This is a genomic window from Planococcus halocryophilus, from assembly GCF_022489025.1.
In the GTDB taxonomy this organism is placed as follows: domain Bacteria; phylum Bacillota; class Bacilli; order Bacillales_A; family Planococcaceae; genus Planococcus; species Planococcus halocryophilus_A.
This window is the reverse complement of sequence record NZ_JAKVTG010000005.1, coordinates 122,609-140,239: the sequence shown is the minus strand read 5'-3', so window position 1 is coordinate 140,239 and position 17,631 is coordinate 122,609. Positions and strand designations below refer to the sequence as shown.

Here is a 17,631-nt window from a genome sequence, read left to right as displayed (position 1 = left end):
GAATGACTTTACGTTGGACTCCACAACCGGTAGGCGATGCGATCGTTGATATCGTCTTAAGTTTAAATGAACAGGCTAAGTCGATGCATGGAACAGAAGTAGCAACGGCAAGCTATAGCAAAATCAAACCATCGATTGCTAATTTAGATGCCATCGGACGAAAAGTTGAGGAAGTAGAAAAAGAAATCAAGGGACTTGAAGGCCATCCAGGAAGGTATCTCCGCTCAATGCTCAACTCTTATGGATATTTCGTGCGCAGTCTACAAGGCGACGATTTGCCATACGCTGAATATATCGCAAATATTCAAGAATTGCCTGCCACGCTCATTCCAGAAGAAACGATGAAAGAGCATAGGGAACTCGTGGAACAAGGTTTGACTAATCTTGGCTATAGAGGAAACTTGAGAGAAAAAGCGGAGAGTTGGCTAAACGATACATTGATACCACCGGACAAAGTGATAGAGGTTGCAGAATCAATGAAAGAAAAAAGTAAGATTGGTACATTAAAACGCATCATTGAGCTTCCAAAACAGGATGGCATCGATTATATCAAGGCCACTCGCGGCGTATTTTGGAGCGGCTATTCTAAATACACCGGTGATTTCCGAGGGAACTTGACGTTCAACATTGATAGACCATGGACGGAACCAGTACTTGCGCAAATTATGACACATGAGGGTTATCCAGGCCATCAAGCATTTTACTGTCGATGGGATTATCTTTTTCAGCAAGAGAAATTGCCACTTGAAGCATCCTATTACCTCATCAATTCACCGACCAATGCCCTATTTGAAGGTGGACCAGAGAGTGCGCTTCACTTCTTAGGCTGGGATCGGGACGAAGAAGAGACAGAAAAAGTATCTTCTAAACAAAAAGAGCAGTACAAACTGGCACGTGACTGGATTGATATGCAGCGCATGGCCATGACAAATGCCTGTTACATGTTCAATACAGGGGAAATGAGCAAAGAAGAATCGGTTGCTTATATGATGCAGGAAGGGTTACTTGGGGAAATAGAAGCGAATAATTGCTATCGTTTCTTTTCCGATCCTATTCAAAAAACGTATTATCCTTCCTATTATTATGGACGTTGGATGGTCGGCAAAGCCTACGATTCCGTTCCAAAACAGCAACGGTCAGAGTTTTTTGAAACTCTTTATGATACACCCCATACAACCAATACCTTCATCGATGCAGTCAGTGCAATGATTGGTGAAAAATTTCAGCCCTTTGAGCAAGTAAAGACGCTAAAAGAAGATTTTTTAATTTAATTAGAGGCGTATTGCTCAAAAAAAGGAGTGTTTGTATGATTACAGATTTCAATGAAATTCAAAAAAACTTGCTTGACGCTGTTTCTGCTGACCAACTGATGGCACACACTGCGGAGATTTCAAAAGAAATACGACTATCGGGCTCGGCGGAAGAGTTGAGAGCCTTCGAATACGCTAAAAACGTGCTCGATAATTTTGGGGCAGAAACTAAATTGACATTCCAGGATGGATTTATTAGTTTACCGGTATCCGCTGAACTGAAAGTAGGTAGCACTAGTCTGCCATGTATCACTCACTCGATGTCGGTTACAACCGGTACTCAAGGTTTACAAGGAGATTTGGTCTACATAAAATCTTTAAGATCTACTTTGGAGGCCGCAGGGAAAATTGTTTTGACAGATGGTATTGCTACGCCTGGAGCAGTTGAAATTTTAGAAAAAGCCGGGAGTCTTGCAGCTATTTTTATTAATGGTTCAATCACCCATGAAATGACAGTATCGCGTGTATGGGGCAATCCAACGCCAGAAACGAAAAAAGAGTTCCCAAAAATTCCTGTACTATCAATCACGGAAAATGAAGGGAGTATTTTACTTGATCAATTGGAGCATTCCATGGAACCGGTCAAAGTCTGGCTGAAAACAATTGTCGATACCGGATGGCGAAAAATCCCGACACTGATTGCGGACTTTAAAGGGATAACGGAGCCGGAGAAGTTTATTTTGTTTAGTGGACATATTGACTCTTGGCATTATGGGGCTATGGATAACGGAAGCGCCAATGCGACGATGCTTGAAGTTGCAAGGGTGCTATCAGAATATGAGATACCTCTTCGCCGTACGCTAAGACTTGCTTTTTGGTCGGGACATTCACATGGCCGGTATTCCGGATCTACCTACTATAATGACATGCATTGGGAAGACTTACATGAAAATTGTTTGTTGCATGTATACGCCGACTCGCTTGGTGGGAAAGGTGCTGTGATTCTTGGCGAAAGCAATTGTATGGTGGAAACCAAGGATTATGGGGGTTCGTTCGTCAAAGCGCTGACGGGAGAAGACTTTATCGGCAAGCGCTTTGGCAGAGGCGGTGATCAATCATTCTGGGGAACAGGCGTACCGGCACTATTCATGGGAATGTCGGAACAGCCTTTAAGTGACGATGTGGCTTCGGAGACACTCGTCCGGCTGTTCGGAGGCATCAAATCCGGGGGCTTTGGATGGTGGTGGCACACGACTGAAGATACTCTCGACAAACTTGATCCCATTAATCTGCGGCGTGACTGCCAAATTTATGTGTCAGTAATCCATGACGCCTGTACGAGGAAAGTCTTGCCTTTAAATCATGCGGCCGGCGCACGTGAAATCGGGGAGGCTTTGGAAAACTACCAAATTATTGCAGGTGATCGACTGGACTTGACCTTAGCGATTGAACGGGCTGCATTGCTCGAGGGTTTAGGCGTTCGACTCAATGCAACTATTCGCAACAAAAACTGGAGTGACAGTTCTGCCAAAATATTCAACGACTCAATGCTTGCGATTTCTCATGAGCTTATTCCACTTAATTATGTGAGTGGAGACAAATTCGATCAAGATTTAGCGATGAACCAGCCTATTCTTCCACTGTTGAAGGACGTAAGTTTGCTTGCGTTAACGGAAAAGGGGAGCGGTCAAGAGTTGGAATGGCAAACATTTTTAAAAAGACGACTGAACAAAGTGGAGTATAGTTTGTTAAAAGCTTGTCGAATTGCACAAGGTCTCATTTAATAAAAAGCTAGAATAAGTATACTAAAGGAGAAATACTAAGTTTAACGGGACCACAATTCCTTTGCTGTCTTTTTCATGTGTGTTCAAATAGATGATAGGCACTTCCTTCTATTCTCAATCACTCCTTGGTTTCATTTTATATGTTAAGTGAGATGAATTCCTATCAATAAATGCTCTCTTTGGACAGGGTATGTAAAGCTTTAATCCATTCGTAGAATTGAATCTATTATAAAGCCTCTTGGTACGAACAATTAAAAGCCCTACTGTCTCCCGAAAATGAGGAGGCAATAGGGCTTTCATTAAATAGAGCACTCTATTTTATTCGACTTCAGCAGGTGCAGCAGATGATGAACGCAGTTTTCGACTTCCTATAACGATTAAGGAACAAAGGAGAATAAGTATAGTTATAAAAATTGAGCTGATGAGTACTTGGCCATACCCACTAATTCGTGGATCTAAAAATGGATACGGATACCAATCCACCAGCGGACCACGAACTAACGTGTAAACTAAGTAAGCGAGTGGATAGAGAATCCATAACCACATGCGTCGAAAAGAAATAAGGTTTCGTGAAGGGGCCGATAGCCAATCAAATAATGCATACAAAGGCAGTAGTGTATGCAAAATAAAATTTACCCATGGAATGGTCGTTTGGAGTTCCGCTTCCATGCCACGCAGGAATAGAAAATAAACGATTCCTGTTGTCATGATGTAAGTTGTTACTGCCCCTCGAACTAATTGGAATTGTGGAGAATAAAATTGTTTAGTTGAGACGATAGCCCCGATTACTAACACGGCTACAATTAAAATATTACTTTGAATTGTGAAGAAGCTAAAAAAATTACTGAGGATTAGACCGTTATAGCGTAATCCATGTGTCATTTGAACAATAATCGCAATCAAGCCCATAATGCCCAATATGAAACGACTTCCTCGAAATAGATTTTCCATCAGTTCAGCTCCTTAAAATATCCATTTAATAAAGTATATAGAGCCCAAAAGTTTAGCGCAATATTTTATTTGATAAGAGCATATAAAAAGTTCAAATTAAATAAATCTGTAAAATTAACTTCCTATTCTCGGCGAGTTTCTACATAAAAAGATAATAATTTGATTAATTCAGAAAATTTAGATAATAATTTGACATTGCCATATAAATGGTATATAATAATTTTATTGAAAATGGATACATACTAATAAACTTAGAATAAAATTGATTTTTTTTCAGAAAATAGTCAATCCTTTTAGTGTTCCATACACATAAACATTCCTCTGGCGGCAAACAAGACACCAGTTCCAACATCCAGATACTGCATCCAGTGAATTCTGTTTGTCTGTTCATTGCCCGCCAAGCCCAAGGAAGGAGGACTGCCATGTTCGCTCCATTTTTTCAACCATCCTGTCTATTTGCCCTCTGAGGAAAAATATATTCAGGAAGGTGAAAACGAATGAAGCGCATCAGAAAAAGTCTCTTTTTTCTGCTGTTGTCGTCCATTGTCATCGGAAGTGTTTCAATGTCAACAGTTTTGGCCCAAGCTTCAAAAGACCATTCTTCTGATTATTCCATGCACGAAATTGCATGTGAATACAACGATGATCTAGGTCAATATGTCGTGAAAGCATATCCGCCAAAACATATAACATCGATGTCGGATACAGAGATGGATGTGGTTACGTGGACACCTGTACTTTATCACTGGGACGGTGTACGCTTTCACATCTGGAACAAGTTCGACATGCCTTCTGCTTTTGCCAATGTAACTCCTCATGGAATTGAGGATGGGAAGCATGGTGGATGGTTCGACACTGAAACACAAGAAAATTTCGATTCGGTCACATTTAAGAACTTACCATCAGGAGCATTTGCGATTATGAATGTTATGACGTTTGAAAGTAACGGCGAGGTCCTTAGAAAAGTTTCGCCCAACACGTGTGACATTCAACGATAAGTTAGAGATGTTGTTCGTGCGAGATACGAATAACACAAAAGCCGTTTTTATGGATCTCTAATCCATAAAAACGGCTTTTTAATAGCAATAAATGAAGTTGCTTCACCGTTCAATAAACCGAGCAAGATTTTCAAGCGTAGAATTTAATCCTATATCATGGTCTTCTTTACGTATGCCTTTAGGAACGTTTTCGCAAATAAGCGTAACACGCGTTCCTTCTGAAACAGTTTCTAAATACCACGTTTGAATCATTGCATTGGAAAATATGGGATCTTCAGAATCAAATGCGACTGACATCACTATTTTTGTATCGAATATTCCGATTTTAATTTCTGTGAATTCATTCTATCATCAAATTCGTGCCGGTAATATGGATGAGATTTTAATCAGTTTGTATGAGTTAAAAGATGAAAGTGTTGAATTGAAATGGGGCGGGGAAGTGAGTCATAAATTTAAAATTTAATATCTTATTATCCTTTAACCTATTGGCGTCGCTCCTGGAAAATCATCCTTCAGCGACGTTTTTATTCGCTTTAAAAATTCAGCATCTATAAACAAAAGTCTTTCCTGTAAATTTCACAACTTTAAAACCCCATATCTTCAAATCGATGATATGATTAGATGAAAACAGATCAGGTGAAAAGCATCGGTTTGAAATTTCTTCAGCTCCAAAGAACAGGTGATTACATGAGTAAACAACATTCAGCGACATATAAAACATCGGTACGACTAACCAAGACGGCAATGGAAAAAATGGGCGTGTTCGGCATCAGCGAACGCTCATTTTTTGTTGCGGACAAAGCGTTTAAGGTGTTTATCGAACGTTATCCTTCTAATGCGGATGGCGAGCTTTCGGTTGCGCTGATTTTGGACAAGTCGGAAAATGTGTGGTTAACGGGAAAGGAAGCGGAAGCATCGTTTGTTTTACACGGTGTTTTTACGAATCACAATTTGTTGATCACAAATTTAACACAGCGAAAATCCTATCAAGCGCTCGGCACAAACTGGCAGCGCGAAGAATATATGCTGTTTGATCGGTCACGTGAAGCGGCATCAATTTCATTGATTAATATGATTAACCGGATGACACCTGCTAAAGAAAGTTCCGATTACGTGAAAAAACGGATTGGCAGTTGGGAAGGCTATTTGAAAATTCAAGAACGCGGTATGGATATTCCAGACATCAAAACCGCTTATTCGAGTTTGTCGTTTAGCCATGATTTCAGTCGCATCACATTAAAAGGCTGCCAGCTAAAAGATACAGAATGGAAATCGTTAAAAAACTTAACGGTGCGATTGACTGGAGTTTCTGGAGACGTTGGCACCGTTATTAATGCGGCAAACCGAACGGTAGAAATAGAACTCCAAAACTATATGGTCAAGCAGCTTCGTGAAAACGGCTTGTCACTCGATAAAAAAGAAGTGGTCTTTAGTAATTTTGCGGCTTTAAGCCAAATAAGACGGCTTCGTCAAGGGTTTGCTAACTTGGAAAAAGGACTTGCTGTAAACCCGAATCTGGACCGGCTTTTATTTGAAGAAAAACCTCCCGTTAAGCCGCTTCAGCCATTAGAAAAATTATCTTTTCATAACCGACTAAACGAGTTTCAGCAAAAAGCGGTGTCAGGTGCGATAGCAGCAGAGGATTTATATGTGATACAAGGACCACCAGGTACAGGGAAAACCACAGTTATTTCGGAAATCTGTCTGCAAAACGCCAAAAAAGGATTGCGAACACTGGTTGCTTCACAGTCAAATTTGGCCGTCGATAATGCACTTGGACGTTTGCTTGCCAATAAAGACATTCGGATTTTACGGGTGGGCCGCACGGAAAGCATCGAAGAAGAAGGTAAGAAGTTTATCGAAGAAAATGTTGGCCAATATTGGAAAGACCATACGTTAGCAGAAGTATCGGCACAATACGAAATGCGCGAAAAACGCGAACCCGAATTAAAAAAAGAACTAACACATAATGAACAAGCTACAGAAAAACTTCAGCCGGTATACGAAAGTTTGGTAATTGCAGTAGAAGAGAAAAAAAGAGCAGTAAAAACACAACAAGTGATTCAAAAACAGCTCGAACAAGAACGAGCAAAACGATCTGCATTAAAGCGTGAGCACGATAAAGTGGAACAAGAAAAACAAGCAATAGAAAAAGAAATCGAAACACTTGAAAATGCACTTCAACAAGATGCTGTCTTTATCGAAGAAGCAAGAGGCACCGAGTGGCTCGTGCAAGAACAGAAAATTCAAGGTGCGATTCAACAGCTTCAGCGTGCGCTTGGACGAGAACGATTAGAGCAAGATTTAGAAGTGAAAAGACAAGAACTAGAAGCCATCACAGAAAAACGTGATCAAATGGCGGATATTATGGAACAGAAAAAAATAGCGGTTGCTAATATGGACAGCATCAAAAAAATCGATGGCTTGTTGGACGTGATAAAAGAAGAACGCGTTGAAGAAACGGCATCGATTACGTATTTGATCAACCGACTAGAAGCCAATCGTGAAAACATGGCAGACTGGACCAAACTCAACGAATACAACGAGCGTGTTTCTCCAGCAATTTTGTATATTGAAAAACTGCTGACTTCTGTTGATATTTCGGTTGCCAATTTAAAAGAGCTAGCCTTGTTAAAAGCAGAAGCGTATAGCTCTGCAGAAATTGACGAATATTTAGAGAAGTTGAGAGCGATATTAAAAGGTGAACAGCGGAGCAATCCAATCGTTTTGCAAAAAGGGCTGATTGGCTTATATAGAAGACAAAATGATTTATGGAGAAGAGGCGCGAAGTTTAAAGCGGTCGATGTGTATATTGCAGAGTCGAAACGCGCTTTTAGCGACTTAAAGAAAACTTTGTGTGAGGAACTTGTTAAACAGCAAGAGCAGTATCGGGTTTGGGACGCAAAATGGTTAGAAAAACAAGAAAAACAACAAGAAGATATGGCACCACTCGAAATGCGCTACCGGCAATTGCCAAATGCAGCTGATCTACCGGCTGACATTAACGATGCGATTCGCGAGTCTAAAGGGCAACTTGAAAAGCTTCAAAAAGACAAAGCTTTGTTTGACCAAACCAAGCAGCGCATAGCGGATCAGCAAGTTAAACTCAAACAAAAACGTGCGTTGTTCGAATCTATTATTACTCAATGGGCTAAAGTAGAAGCTGAAATCGGACAAGTTGAACTGGCGATAGCGAATTATGAACAACAACTTTCAGCTTTAGCAGAGATTTTAACTTCAAATCCTGAGCATCAATTAGAGGAAACGACGAAACAATTGGCTAGTTTATCGTTTACTAAAGAATCGCTTAAACAAGAAATGAAGAACTTGCCTTTATTACAATCCATACAGAAAAAATGGTTGGATTTATTGGAGACTGCAAACGAGCACGATTTGGATGAAATTCGCAAATTGTATATTAAACACGCCAATGTTATTGGGACAACATGTGTGGCTTCAGCGCGCAAAGATTTTATCGACAACTACCCAGAGTTTGATGTGGTCATTATTGACGAAGTGTCAAAAGCTACACCACCAGAACTATTATTGCCAATGTTAAAAGGGCAGAAAGTCATTCTGGTAGGTGATCATCATCAACTGCCACCACTTCTCGGCAACGACACATTAGAAGAAACACTTCAAGAAATGATTGCCGAAGATAATGGCTTTGAAGAAAAGAAAGAACTTGAAAAGCTATTAGAAGAGTCGCTATTTGAGCGCTTGTATAAAAACTTGCCAGCTGCCAATAAAACCATGCTAGCTATTCAATACCGCATGCATGAAGACATTATGGAAACTATTTCACCGTTTTACCGGTTGGAAAACGACCAATTGCAATGTGGCATTGTGGACTCGGATAGAGAGCGCGATCATTTATTAGAATCACCGATTGTAAAACGAGACAATCACTTGATGTGGCTTGATTTGCCAAATGAACCAGCTTATTTTGAAGAACGCATGAGCGGCGGAAAAAGCTTATACAACGCAACTGAACTTCAAGAAATTCGTACTTTATTGGTCGAGTTAAATGATGCGACAGCTGAAGCAAAACGAGCAGGGCGAATTGCTTCAGATGAGCAAAAAAGCATTGGTGTTATTAGCTTTTACGGCGAACAAGTCAAGCGACTTCAACGCATGCTCGATCAAGAATTGCGCTTGCCACATTTGACGGTTCGAACAGGAACGGTTGACCGCTTCCAAGGAAGCGAACGCGATATTATCATACTGAGCATGGTGCGCAATAACCAAAACAAACATGGCGATATCGGTTTTGCGAAAGACTACCGCCGCTTAAACGTAGCGTTATCGCGTGCAAAAGAGTTGTTGGTGCTTGTCGGCAGTTCAGACATGTTCACCAAACAAGCGAAACAGGCGGAAACACGCAAAATGTACAAGCATGTAGTAGAAGTTGTGAAAAAGAAAAACGGCTTGAAAGCATTAGAAAACAGTAAAGGGTGACGATGTGGACAATTTACGAACGGAATTACGTGCGACGATAACGAGCAATCCGGATGTCTCCATCGTTAACGAACAGCTTTGGAAGCTGCCGATTGTTTTGTATGATGTTGGATTTGATCAGGTCAAACGATTAAAAATGGATATTTTGATGAAGATGCTGCTGCTCGCTTTTCAAGAAGCTGATATTCGACGAGCCGCCAATTTATCAGAAATGCTGTTTGTAGAAGAGTTGTTTATTAGCGACTTGATCTATAAAATGCAGCGCATTGGTTTAATCGGATTGGGAAAGACGGGTTATAAGCTGACACCAAAAGGCCATGATTATTTGGAAAAAGGTATTTTTGATGAAGAAATGGAAGGCGGTCAAACGGTAATTTCGTATAATGCTATTCATAATGAGTATCGTTTGGCACTAAAAGATTCTTCGGAAGAAGCAGACGAAGCGCTTGCGCTTTACCGTTATCCCATCAAAGGCAGTTTGAACAAAGAACGAATCGAACAGCTCTTATTTAAAGAAGGTGTTAATGGTGGGGAAGAAAGCTTCCAAACGATTATTACCGGCATAACGAGCTGTATAGAGCAAAAGACAAAATACATTTCGTGTGTTGAGTTTCAGTTATATGACGACAAGCAAGACATTTTTTTCTCACGTGTTTGGAATTTAATGACGAGCAGTTGGGACGAAATAGTAGAAAAACAAATCGAAGCGCGCGAAGTTGTGAAGTGGCGTAAAGCCATGGAAGAGCAAAATGTATAAATAGCAGGCGTAACTATTCCGTTGCGTCTGCTTTTATTAATTAGAGCAAAAGATATGAAGCAAACTAACGGAGACGCCCGCTGTAAGAGCAGCTGTTTTGCAGGATATCAATAATGAAAATTTATTAACTTTAATATTAAAAGAATATTCTGAAAAAACACCAAACTGTCATTTTCTAGTGTATTAGAGTAAAATAGAGCTTGTCATAATTTTTACAATAAGTTTACGTACACTATTGGGTTCAAAAGTTTACTTCAATGTCCCAAAGTCCTTGTGAAGACCAACTATGAGAAGGTGTAATATGAGAAAGATTAAAACTGACAATAAAAAAACCACGAATAAGTACGTACCATTATTTGCTTTAGCAGTTGCTATGCTTTGGATAAAGACATACGTATCTCAAAAAACACAATTTAAATTGGATGTTGACAGTACGCTTCAGGAAATGCTGTTGTTTATCAATCCGCTCGGCTCTGCTTTGTTACTATTAAGCTTATCGTTCTTCTTTAAAGGCGCACGAAAATACTGGTCACTCTTGTTTATTTACACATTAATGTCCGTTATGTTGTATGCGAACGTTGTGTATTACCGATTTTTCAGTGACTTTATCACATTGCCAACACTGTTTCAAACACAAAATTTCGGTGATTTAGGCGGCAGTGTAGTTACTTTAATCCAACCGACAGATGTCTTGTTCTTTGTCGATGTAATTTTTTTAATCGTTCTTGTATTCTCGAAAAAACTTAAAAAAGAATCGAGAAACTTTAAAACAAGAGTTATTTTACCGGTTATTACTATTGCATTGGCTATTTCGTTTTTTAACTTAGCATTAGCGGAAAAAGATCGTCCGCAGTTATTAACGCGTGGCTTTGATCGAAACTATATTGTGAAATATTTGGGCATGTACAATTACGCTCTTTATGACACGGTAGAAACCTTGAAAGCCTCTTCTCAACGAGTATTGGCTGATAGCGATGACAAAACAGAAGTATTGAACTATACAAAATCCAATTATGCAAAACCGAATGAGAATTACTTTGGAATTGCGGAAGACATGAACGTTATTTATCTGCATTTAGAGTCGTTCCAGACATTCCTATTGGATTATGAATTGGATGGACAAGAAGTAACACCGTTTTTAAATGCTTTAACTCAAGACCAAAACACGTTGTATTTCGATAACTTCTTTCATCAAACGGCACAAGGAAAAACATCAGATGCCGAATTTATGTTAGAAAACTCGTTATTTGGCTTGCCAAAAGGTTCAGCTTTTATTACAAAAGGCAGAAACACGTATCAAGCGGCTCCTGCGATTTTGAAAGACAAAGGTTACACTTCTGCTGTATTCCATGGCAATAACGGAACGTTTTGGAATCGTTCTGAAATCTATAAGTCTTTTGGGTATGATTATTTCTTCGACATTGAGTCTTATCACGACCTGACAGAAGAAGACATGGCAGAGTACGGCGTTATGGATAAGCCTTTCTTTGAGCAATCAGGTACTTTATTAGAACAATTACCAGAACCGTTTTACACGAAATTGTTGACGGTGTCGCATCATTTCCCTTATCACATGGATGAAGACTTAGCGACGATTGACAAAGCGACAACGGGTGACCCAAGTGTCGATAACTATTTCCAAACAGCACGTTATGCAGATGAAGCAATCGAGCAGTTCTTTACGCAATTAGAAGAGTCTGGATTAGCTGACAACACAATGGTCGTTTTATACGGTGATCATTACGGGATTTCCGATAACCACAATCAAGCGATGGAGCAAATTCTTTCAAAAGAAATCACGCCAGTTGAAAATGCCAATCTTCAACGAGTTCCGTTGTTTATCCATGTACCAGGCATGGAAGGCGGCATCGACCATACTTATGGTGGTCAAATCGATTTGCTGCCGACAGTATTGCATTTGCTTGGTGTTGAAACGGAAAATTACGTTCAATTTGGTGCAGACTTATTGTCTGAAGATCACGAGGAATTGGTAACATTCAGAAACGGTGATTACGTGAGTCCAGACATCTATTCAATTGGTGAGAATTATTACAATCCAAAAACTGGATTGCCAGTTGAAGATGAACAAATTGAACAAGCAGAACAGTTGCAAAAACAGTCTAATTTCGAATTAGAGCTGTCAGACCAACTGGTCAATGGTGATTTGCTGAGATTTTATACGCCAATCGGATTCACTCCGATTGACCCGTCTGACTATAGTTACCAAAGCAGTTTTTTAGAAGAAACTAAATAAGTTACAAAAGTAAAGCATCCTGACAAGCGATTGTATCGCTTGTCAGGATGCTTTTTTATGTTGGAAAATATATTAATCATTTTGCAATTTTAAGTAATTTCTTTTTTTTATGGAATTATCCAGTTGACTGAAGCGATTTGCAATCATCGCGCCAATCGATAAATTAAAAATCATATTAAAAATAGGTGCGATCACCCCGAGTTCTCCAATAAATTTGTAAGCAAGAATTGCCGCAAGTGCAGTATTGCAAAGCCCTACTTGAAACAATGCAGCACGTGCATCTTGCTCGTTCATTTTTAACGCTTTCGCAATAAAATATGCAGCTGCCATTGGCACCGTAACTTGAATGAACGTAGCCATTGCAATGAGTGGAATAGAAGCTAGTTCAGAAGTGATGGCTACTTTTCCACTTCCGATAATCGTATGGACAATCACTAATAACGCTAAAGAAGTTCCAAGTTTAGTGGCAGGGCCTGTATAGGATTTTAGCTTTGGAATGCCTTTTTGAATCCATAAGCCAAGCGCCATAGGCAATACGACAATTAAAAAAAATGAGACGAGAAGGTCAAAAAAGGAGATGGCTACTTGTTCGCTAGATAAGCCAAGCATAGCAAGAGGCGTTACAATTGGACTGATTGCGACATCAATTAATGATGCAGCGACAACAAGTGACGCATTCCCACCTGCTAGAAAAGTATAGACAGTTGCGGCTGTTGCACTTGGAACAGTCCCAGCCAAAATAAGACCGGCAGCAATTTCAGGTTTAGATGCAAAAAAGAGATGAGCTAATGCAACCGACACCGATACAGTGAGCGTCCATTTTAACCCGGTAATCACCAGTAATTCTTTTGTCTTTTTTCTAATGTCTTTAAAGGCTTCTATATTCATCGATAATCCAGCAAAGAATATTACAGCTCCTAGCAGTAGACTGGGAACCCACGATGAGACTTGCCAATGGATAGGAGAAAAATAAGTGGCCACTGAAACAAATAAAATAAGAAAAGGCAATTTGCTAGAAATGAATGTAATAAGGGACATGGATCTATTCTTCCTTTCAGTCGAATTATGCTAATAGAACTCATTATACTCATTAATGTTTAATTATTCTGTCAAATTTATAAAAAAAGAAAACTTTTAAAATCTGTTAAGCTAATAAAGAATTAAAAAAATTCGTGAAATATTTTATATTAATTGATTAGGGGTGGTGAATTTGTTTGATTTGGAATCATTGAGTTCTAAAATTGTAGAAGAACTCACTTCTTTAATGGACAAAAATGTGATAGTAACAGATAAAAATGGTTTTATCATCGCAAGCACCGATTCCAATCGGTTAAATTCTTTTCATGAAGGAGCTGCGATTTCAATGAGAAATCAGCAGGAACTCCATCTTACTGAAGAATTGTGTAATAAGTTACGCGGAGTGCGTCCCGGTATCGTTATGCCAATCATTGTTTCAGGAGCACCCATTGGCGTTCTTGGCATTACCGGTAAACCACCGGAAGTAGAACAATATGCAAAGTTAGTAAGGAAAGTTGTAGAGCTGTTTATTACGGATTCTATTTCAAGAGAGGAAAAAGAGCGTGATATACGCGAAATTGAATTCTTTTTCTTTGATTTGGTCACAACGGATTCTTCTGCAGAAGTTATTCAAGACAGAGCACGCATGATCAATATCGACAGTTCTCTTTACCGGCGAATCGCTGTTATCCAAACATATCAACAACTTGAAATTACGGATGTCGAAAGCTTGTTGAAGATCCAAACCATTCATCCTGAACTGAAGATTATCCGTTGGGGTATGGAGAAGTTAGTGCTCTTAATGCCGGATATTAAAAAAGAACAAATGGTGGATGGTTTAACGAATTTATCATTAAGAATCCAAAAAAAGATACGCCAAAAATTACCGATTGGCATAGGGAATTTTAATCACTTTCACCAGTTAAAAGACTCCTTTAGCCAAGCAGAAACCGCGCTTGCAGTTTCTGAAAGGCAAGGGAAAATAGTGTTCGAGGAAGATCTGAAACTGGAATTGCTTTATTATTCGGTTCGAGAAGAAGTGCAGAAAGAGTTTTTGAAACGCACAATCGAACCTTTAGTAGAAGAAGAAGAGTTAATGTTAACTTTAGAGGCTTGGTTAAAGCGCAAAAGCTCACTTCAAGATTTAGCAGACGAACTACATATTCATAAAAATACCTTAATCTACCGGATAAACAAAATCCAAAATATATTAAGCGTAAATTTACATGATATGAATGATTTAGTAATTGTATATACAGCGATTCGTCTCTACCGGAAAAAATGACTCTCTGACTTTCAGAGGGTCATTTAGTCTTTTATACAAAAAACAAAGTGAATTAATATTCGAATTTGTTTCAAAGAACATAGATGTTAGAACAGTTTGAATACTATAATTATTGAAAGAGTTTACATGAAAGCGGTGAAAAAAAATGGAGTTGAAGACAAAAAACTCTTTCGTATCAATAGTTGGAGAAGAGAATGTGAAACATTCGCAAGCTCACTTGCTTGCTTATTCTTATGATGCAACAGCAAATTTTCAAGCAATGCCTGATTTGGTACTGTCACCTAGAAATACGGAAGAGGTTGCAGAAATTGTCAAATTTTGTGCAAAAGAACAAATTCCAATTGTCCCTAGAGGCTCAGGAACAAATTTGGCTGCAGGTACTGTACCATCTCGAGGCGGAGTGGTGCTGTTGTTTAACAACATGAGTGAAATTTTAGAATTAGACCAGGAAAATTTGACGATTACCACTCAGCCTGGAGCTATTACACAAGATGTAAGTATCTATGTAGAAAAAAATGGCTTATTTTATCCTCCAGATCCAAGCTCTATGAAAATTTCAACGATAGGTGGCAATGTCAGTGAGAATTCAGGAGGATTACGAGGACTAAAATATGGTGTTACTAAGGATTATGTGAAAGCGCTTACTATTGTTACGCCAGATGGTGAAGTGATGAAGATAGGCGGGAAGTTGGCTAAAGACGTTGCAGGATATGATTTATTATCACTTTTAGTAGGTTCTGAAGGAACGCTTGGCGTAATTACGGAAATCACGTTGAAGTTGATCCCACTGCCCGTCGCAAAGAAAACCGGAATTGCTTATTTCAACTCATTAGAAGAGGCTGCAAAAACGGTCTCAGCAATCATCGCAAATAGAATTATTCCTGTAACGCTTGAATTTATGGATAAAGGGACTATCGGAGCTGTAGAGGACTTTATGGAAATTGGGTTACCTCGTGAAGCGGAAGCCATGTTGCTGATGGAGCAAGATGGTAGCGAAAAGCAAGTTGAAGAAGATATACAGAAAATGATTGCGATAGCGAAAGAAAATGGAGCGACGTCAGCTATTCTGGCCGCTTCAGAAGAAGAGTCAGATGTTTTGAAAACTGGAAGAAGAGCTGCGCTATCTGCTTTATCGAGAAAACGTCCAACAACCATTTTGGAAGATGCGACGGTTCCGCGTTCTGAAATCGCAAAAATGGTCAAAGCAATACAAGAAATTGCATTGAAATACGATGTTCAAATTAGTACATTCGGTCATGCTGGGGATGGCAACTTACACCCTACTTGTTTGACAGATGTACGAGATAAAGAAGAAATGGAACGAGTAGAAAAAGCTTTAGATGAAATATTCCAAGTAGCTATCGATCTGGGTGGAACCATAACAGGTGAGCATGGTGTCGGAGAAATGAAATCTCCTTATCTTGAATGGAAACTGGGTGCATCTGGTATGGCATTGATGCGTAACATCAAGCAATCGATTGATCCTAAAAACATTATGAACCCGGGCAAAATTTTTGCAAAAGAAACAAAGAAAAGGCTGGTGATTCATGGTGGTAACTGAATTGCAGCAACGGATGCAGCAATCGTTTATTGAAAATGTAGATGAAGAGTATTTGATGGATTGCATGCGTTGTGGTTTTTGTTTGCCAGCCTGTCCGACATATTTAGTGACGAACAAAGATGAAATCCATTCGCCACGGGGTCGTATTGCATTAATGAAAGGAATGCGCGACGGTGATGTGGTGTGGGATGGTTCAGTTGAAGAGTCGTTTGATATGTGTCTTGGATGTCGAGCCTGTGAACCAGCTTGTCCTGCTGGAGTGCAATATGGTGTATTGCTTGAAGAAACTCGTGTTGCAGTAGAGCAAGTAAAACCTAAAACAATTGCAGAAAAAGCAATTCGGACATCGACTTTTGATGGCGTGTTTGCAGATCAAAAGAAAATGGCGGGCGCAGTGAAACTTGTTCAATTTTATCAAAAAAGTGGACTGCAAAAGGCAACACGAAAAATTGGGTTTTTAAATCTTTTCCCACCCTTTATGAAAGAAATGGAAGGCGTTTTGCCAACTATTGAGACAAAGAAAAAAAGAAAAGTTGCTTTAAAACCGAAAACGACCACGGTTGCGTTCTTTGCAGGGTGTTTAATGGATACCCTTTTTCAAGAAACCAACCGGAAAACCATCGAGCTGTTGGAGTGGCTGGGTGCTAATGTTGTAATTCCGAAAGAACAGCAATGTTGTGGTGCTTTGCATGGCCATAGCGGAGAACTCGAAAAAGGGTTGCGCAATGCAAGAGCAAATGTCGATGCATTTGATTCAGACAGCTATGATTATATCGTCAATAATGCAGGTGGTTGTGGTGCTTTCTTGAGTGAATACGAGAAACACTTACAATCGGACTCCGCATATGCTGAAAAATCAAAGCGTTTCTCAGAAAGAATGATCGATATTTCTTCATTGTTAGTAAAGTTGGGCTTGAACAATCGATTAAAAGAAATTCAAGTAGAGAGTCAAGCAATTGTCACCTATCAAGACTCGTGCCATTTGCGCAACGTCAATAAAGTGTTTTTAGAGCCTAGGTCTCTTTTACAAGATGCGCCAGGTTTTGAATATAAAGAATTGATTGATGCAGGAAGCTGTTGTGGATCTGCAGGTATTTACAATATACTGCAACCGGAAATGGCGAAAAAAATACTTGACTTGAAAATGAAAGGAGTGAGAGAGCTACAACCGGCCAAGATTGTGACCTCTAATCCGGGATGCTTGATGCAAATGCAAGTAGGCATTCAGCGAGAAGGATTGGAAGATGAGATGCAAGCAATGCACATAGTTGATTTTTTATATGACGCGATTCATAAAAACCAAAACTAAGGGGTGG

The 17,631-nt window shown here is 39.5% G+C and carries 13 protein-coding genes; 10 read left to right on the top strand and 3 right to left on the bottom strand.

Annotated elements, in window-relative coordinates; translation table 11 throughout:
* Nucleotides 1-2 precede the first annotated feature (2 nt).
* Both MLE13_RS08155 and MLE13_RS08150 read left to right on the top strand, forming a co-directional pair.
* On the top strand, nucleotides 3-1,271 hold the full coding sequence (locus MLE13_RS08155) for a hypothetical protein (RefSeq protein WP_240749227.1): 1,269 nt from the start codon (nucleotides 3-5) through the stop codon (nucleotides 1,269-1,271).
* Between the two features lie 35 nt (nucleotides 1,272-1,306).
* Complete coding sequence (locus MLE13_RS08150) at nucleotides 1,307-3,034, top strand: M28 family peptidase (RefSeq protein ID WP_240749226.1); 1,728 nt, start codon at nucleotides 1,307-1,309, stop codon at nucleotides 3,032-3,034.
* A 318-nt stretch (nucleotides 3,035-3,352) separates the two neighbouring features.
* Here MLE13_RS08150 and MLE13_RS08145 read toward each other — a convergent pair whose 3' ends face one another.
* Nucleotides 3,353-3,985: a Pr6Pr family membrane protein gene (locus MLE13_RS08145; RefSeq protein WP_240749225.1), complete on the bottom strand. Its 633-nt coding sequence runs from the start codon at nucleotides 3,983-3,985 to the stop codon at nucleotides 3,353-3,355.
* 563 nt (nucleotides 3,986-4,548) lie between these two features.
* Between MLE13_RS08145 and MLE13_RS08140 the strand changes: the two genes are divergently transcribed.
* Entirely contained in the window at nucleotides 4,549-4,983 is a 435-nt protein-coding gene (locus MLE13_RS08140; RefSeq protein ID WP_240749224.1) for a hypothetical protein, read from the top strand.
* A 102-nt stretch (nucleotides 4,984-5,085) separates the two neighbouring features.
* On the opposite strand, the gene MLE13_RS08135 is transcribed toward MLE13_RS08140, so the two are convergent.
* Nucleotides 5,086-5,235, bottom strand: a complete 150-nt coding sequence (locus MLE13_RS08135) for a hypothetical protein (protein ID WP_240749223.1) — start codon at nucleotides 5,233-5,235, stop codon at nucleotides 5,086-5,088.
* Nucleotides 5,236-5,248: 13 nt separating this feature from the next.
* Here MLE13_RS08135 and MLE13_RS08130 point away from each other — a divergent pair, with 13 nt between their 5' ends.
* From MLE13_RS08130 to MLE13_RS08115, 4 genes are all read left to right on the top strand, one after another.
* Nucleotides 5,249-5,446 carry a hypothetical protein gene (locus MLE13_RS08130; protein ID WP_240749222.1) on the top strand — a complete coding sequence of 66 codons (198 nt, stop codon included), beginning with the start codon at nucleotides 5,249-5,251 and terminating at the stop codon, nucleotides 5,444-5,446.
* Between the two features lie 158 nt (nucleotides 5,447-5,604).
* Entirely contained in the window at nucleotides 5,605-9,441 is a 3,837-nt protein-coding gene (locus MLE13_RS08125; protein ID WP_240749221.1) for an AAA domain-containing protein, read from the top strand.
* A gap of 4 nt (nucleotides 9,442-9,445) precedes the next feature.
* Complete coding sequence (locus MLE13_RS08120; RefSeq protein WP_240749220.1) at nucleotides 9,446-10,198, top strand: hypothetical protein; 753 nt, start codon at nucleotides 9,446-9,448, stop codon at nucleotides 10,196-10,198.
* A gap of 301 nt (nucleotides 10,199-10,499) precedes the next feature.
* Nucleotides 10,500-12,452: an LTA synthase family protein gene (locus MLE13_RS08115; RefSeq protein WP_240749219.1), complete on the top strand. Its 1,953-nt coding sequence runs from the start codon at nucleotides 10,500-10,502 to the stop codon at nucleotides 12,450-12,452.
* A 72-nt stretch (nucleotides 12,453-12,524) separates the two neighbouring features.
* On the opposite strand, the gene MLE13_RS08110 is transcribed toward MLE13_RS08115, so the two are convergent.
* Nucleotides 12,525-13,490 carry a bile acid:sodium symporter family protein gene (locus tag MLE13_RS08110; RefSeq protein WP_240749218.1) on the bottom strand — a complete coding sequence of 322 codons (966 nt, stop codon included), beginning with the start codon at nucleotides 13,488-13,490 and terminating at the stop codon, nucleotides 12,525-12,527.
* 172 nt (nucleotides 13,491-13,662) lie between these two features.
* On the opposite strand from MLE13_RS08110, the gene MLE13_RS08105 reads away from it, so the two are divergent.
* The 3 genes from MLE13_RS08105 (at nucleotide 13,663) to MLE13_RS08095 (ending at nucleotide 17,624) form a co-directional block, all read left to right on the top strand.
* Nucleotides 13,663-14,754, top strand: a complete 1,092-nt coding sequence (locus tag MLE13_RS08105; protein ID WP_240749217.1) for a CdaR family transcriptional regulator — start codon at nucleotides 13,663-13,665, stop codon at nucleotides 14,752-14,754.
* Nucleotides 14,755-14,899: 145 nt separating this feature from the next.
* Complete coding sequence (locus MLE13_RS08100) at nucleotides 14,900-16,315, top strand: FAD-binding oxidoreductase (protein WP_240749216.1); 1,416 nt, start codon at nucleotides 14,900-14,902, stop codon at nucleotides 16,313-16,315.
* A complete protein-coding gene (locus tag MLE13_RS08095; protein WP_240749215.1) occupies nucleotides 16,302-17,624 on the top strand; it encodes a (Fe-S)-binding protein in 1,323 nt (440 codons plus the stop codon). Before MLE13_RS08100 ends, MLE13_RS08095 begins: the two co-directional genes overlap by 14 nt.
* The last annotated feature ends 7 nt before the right edge of the window (nucleotides 17,625-17,631 follow it).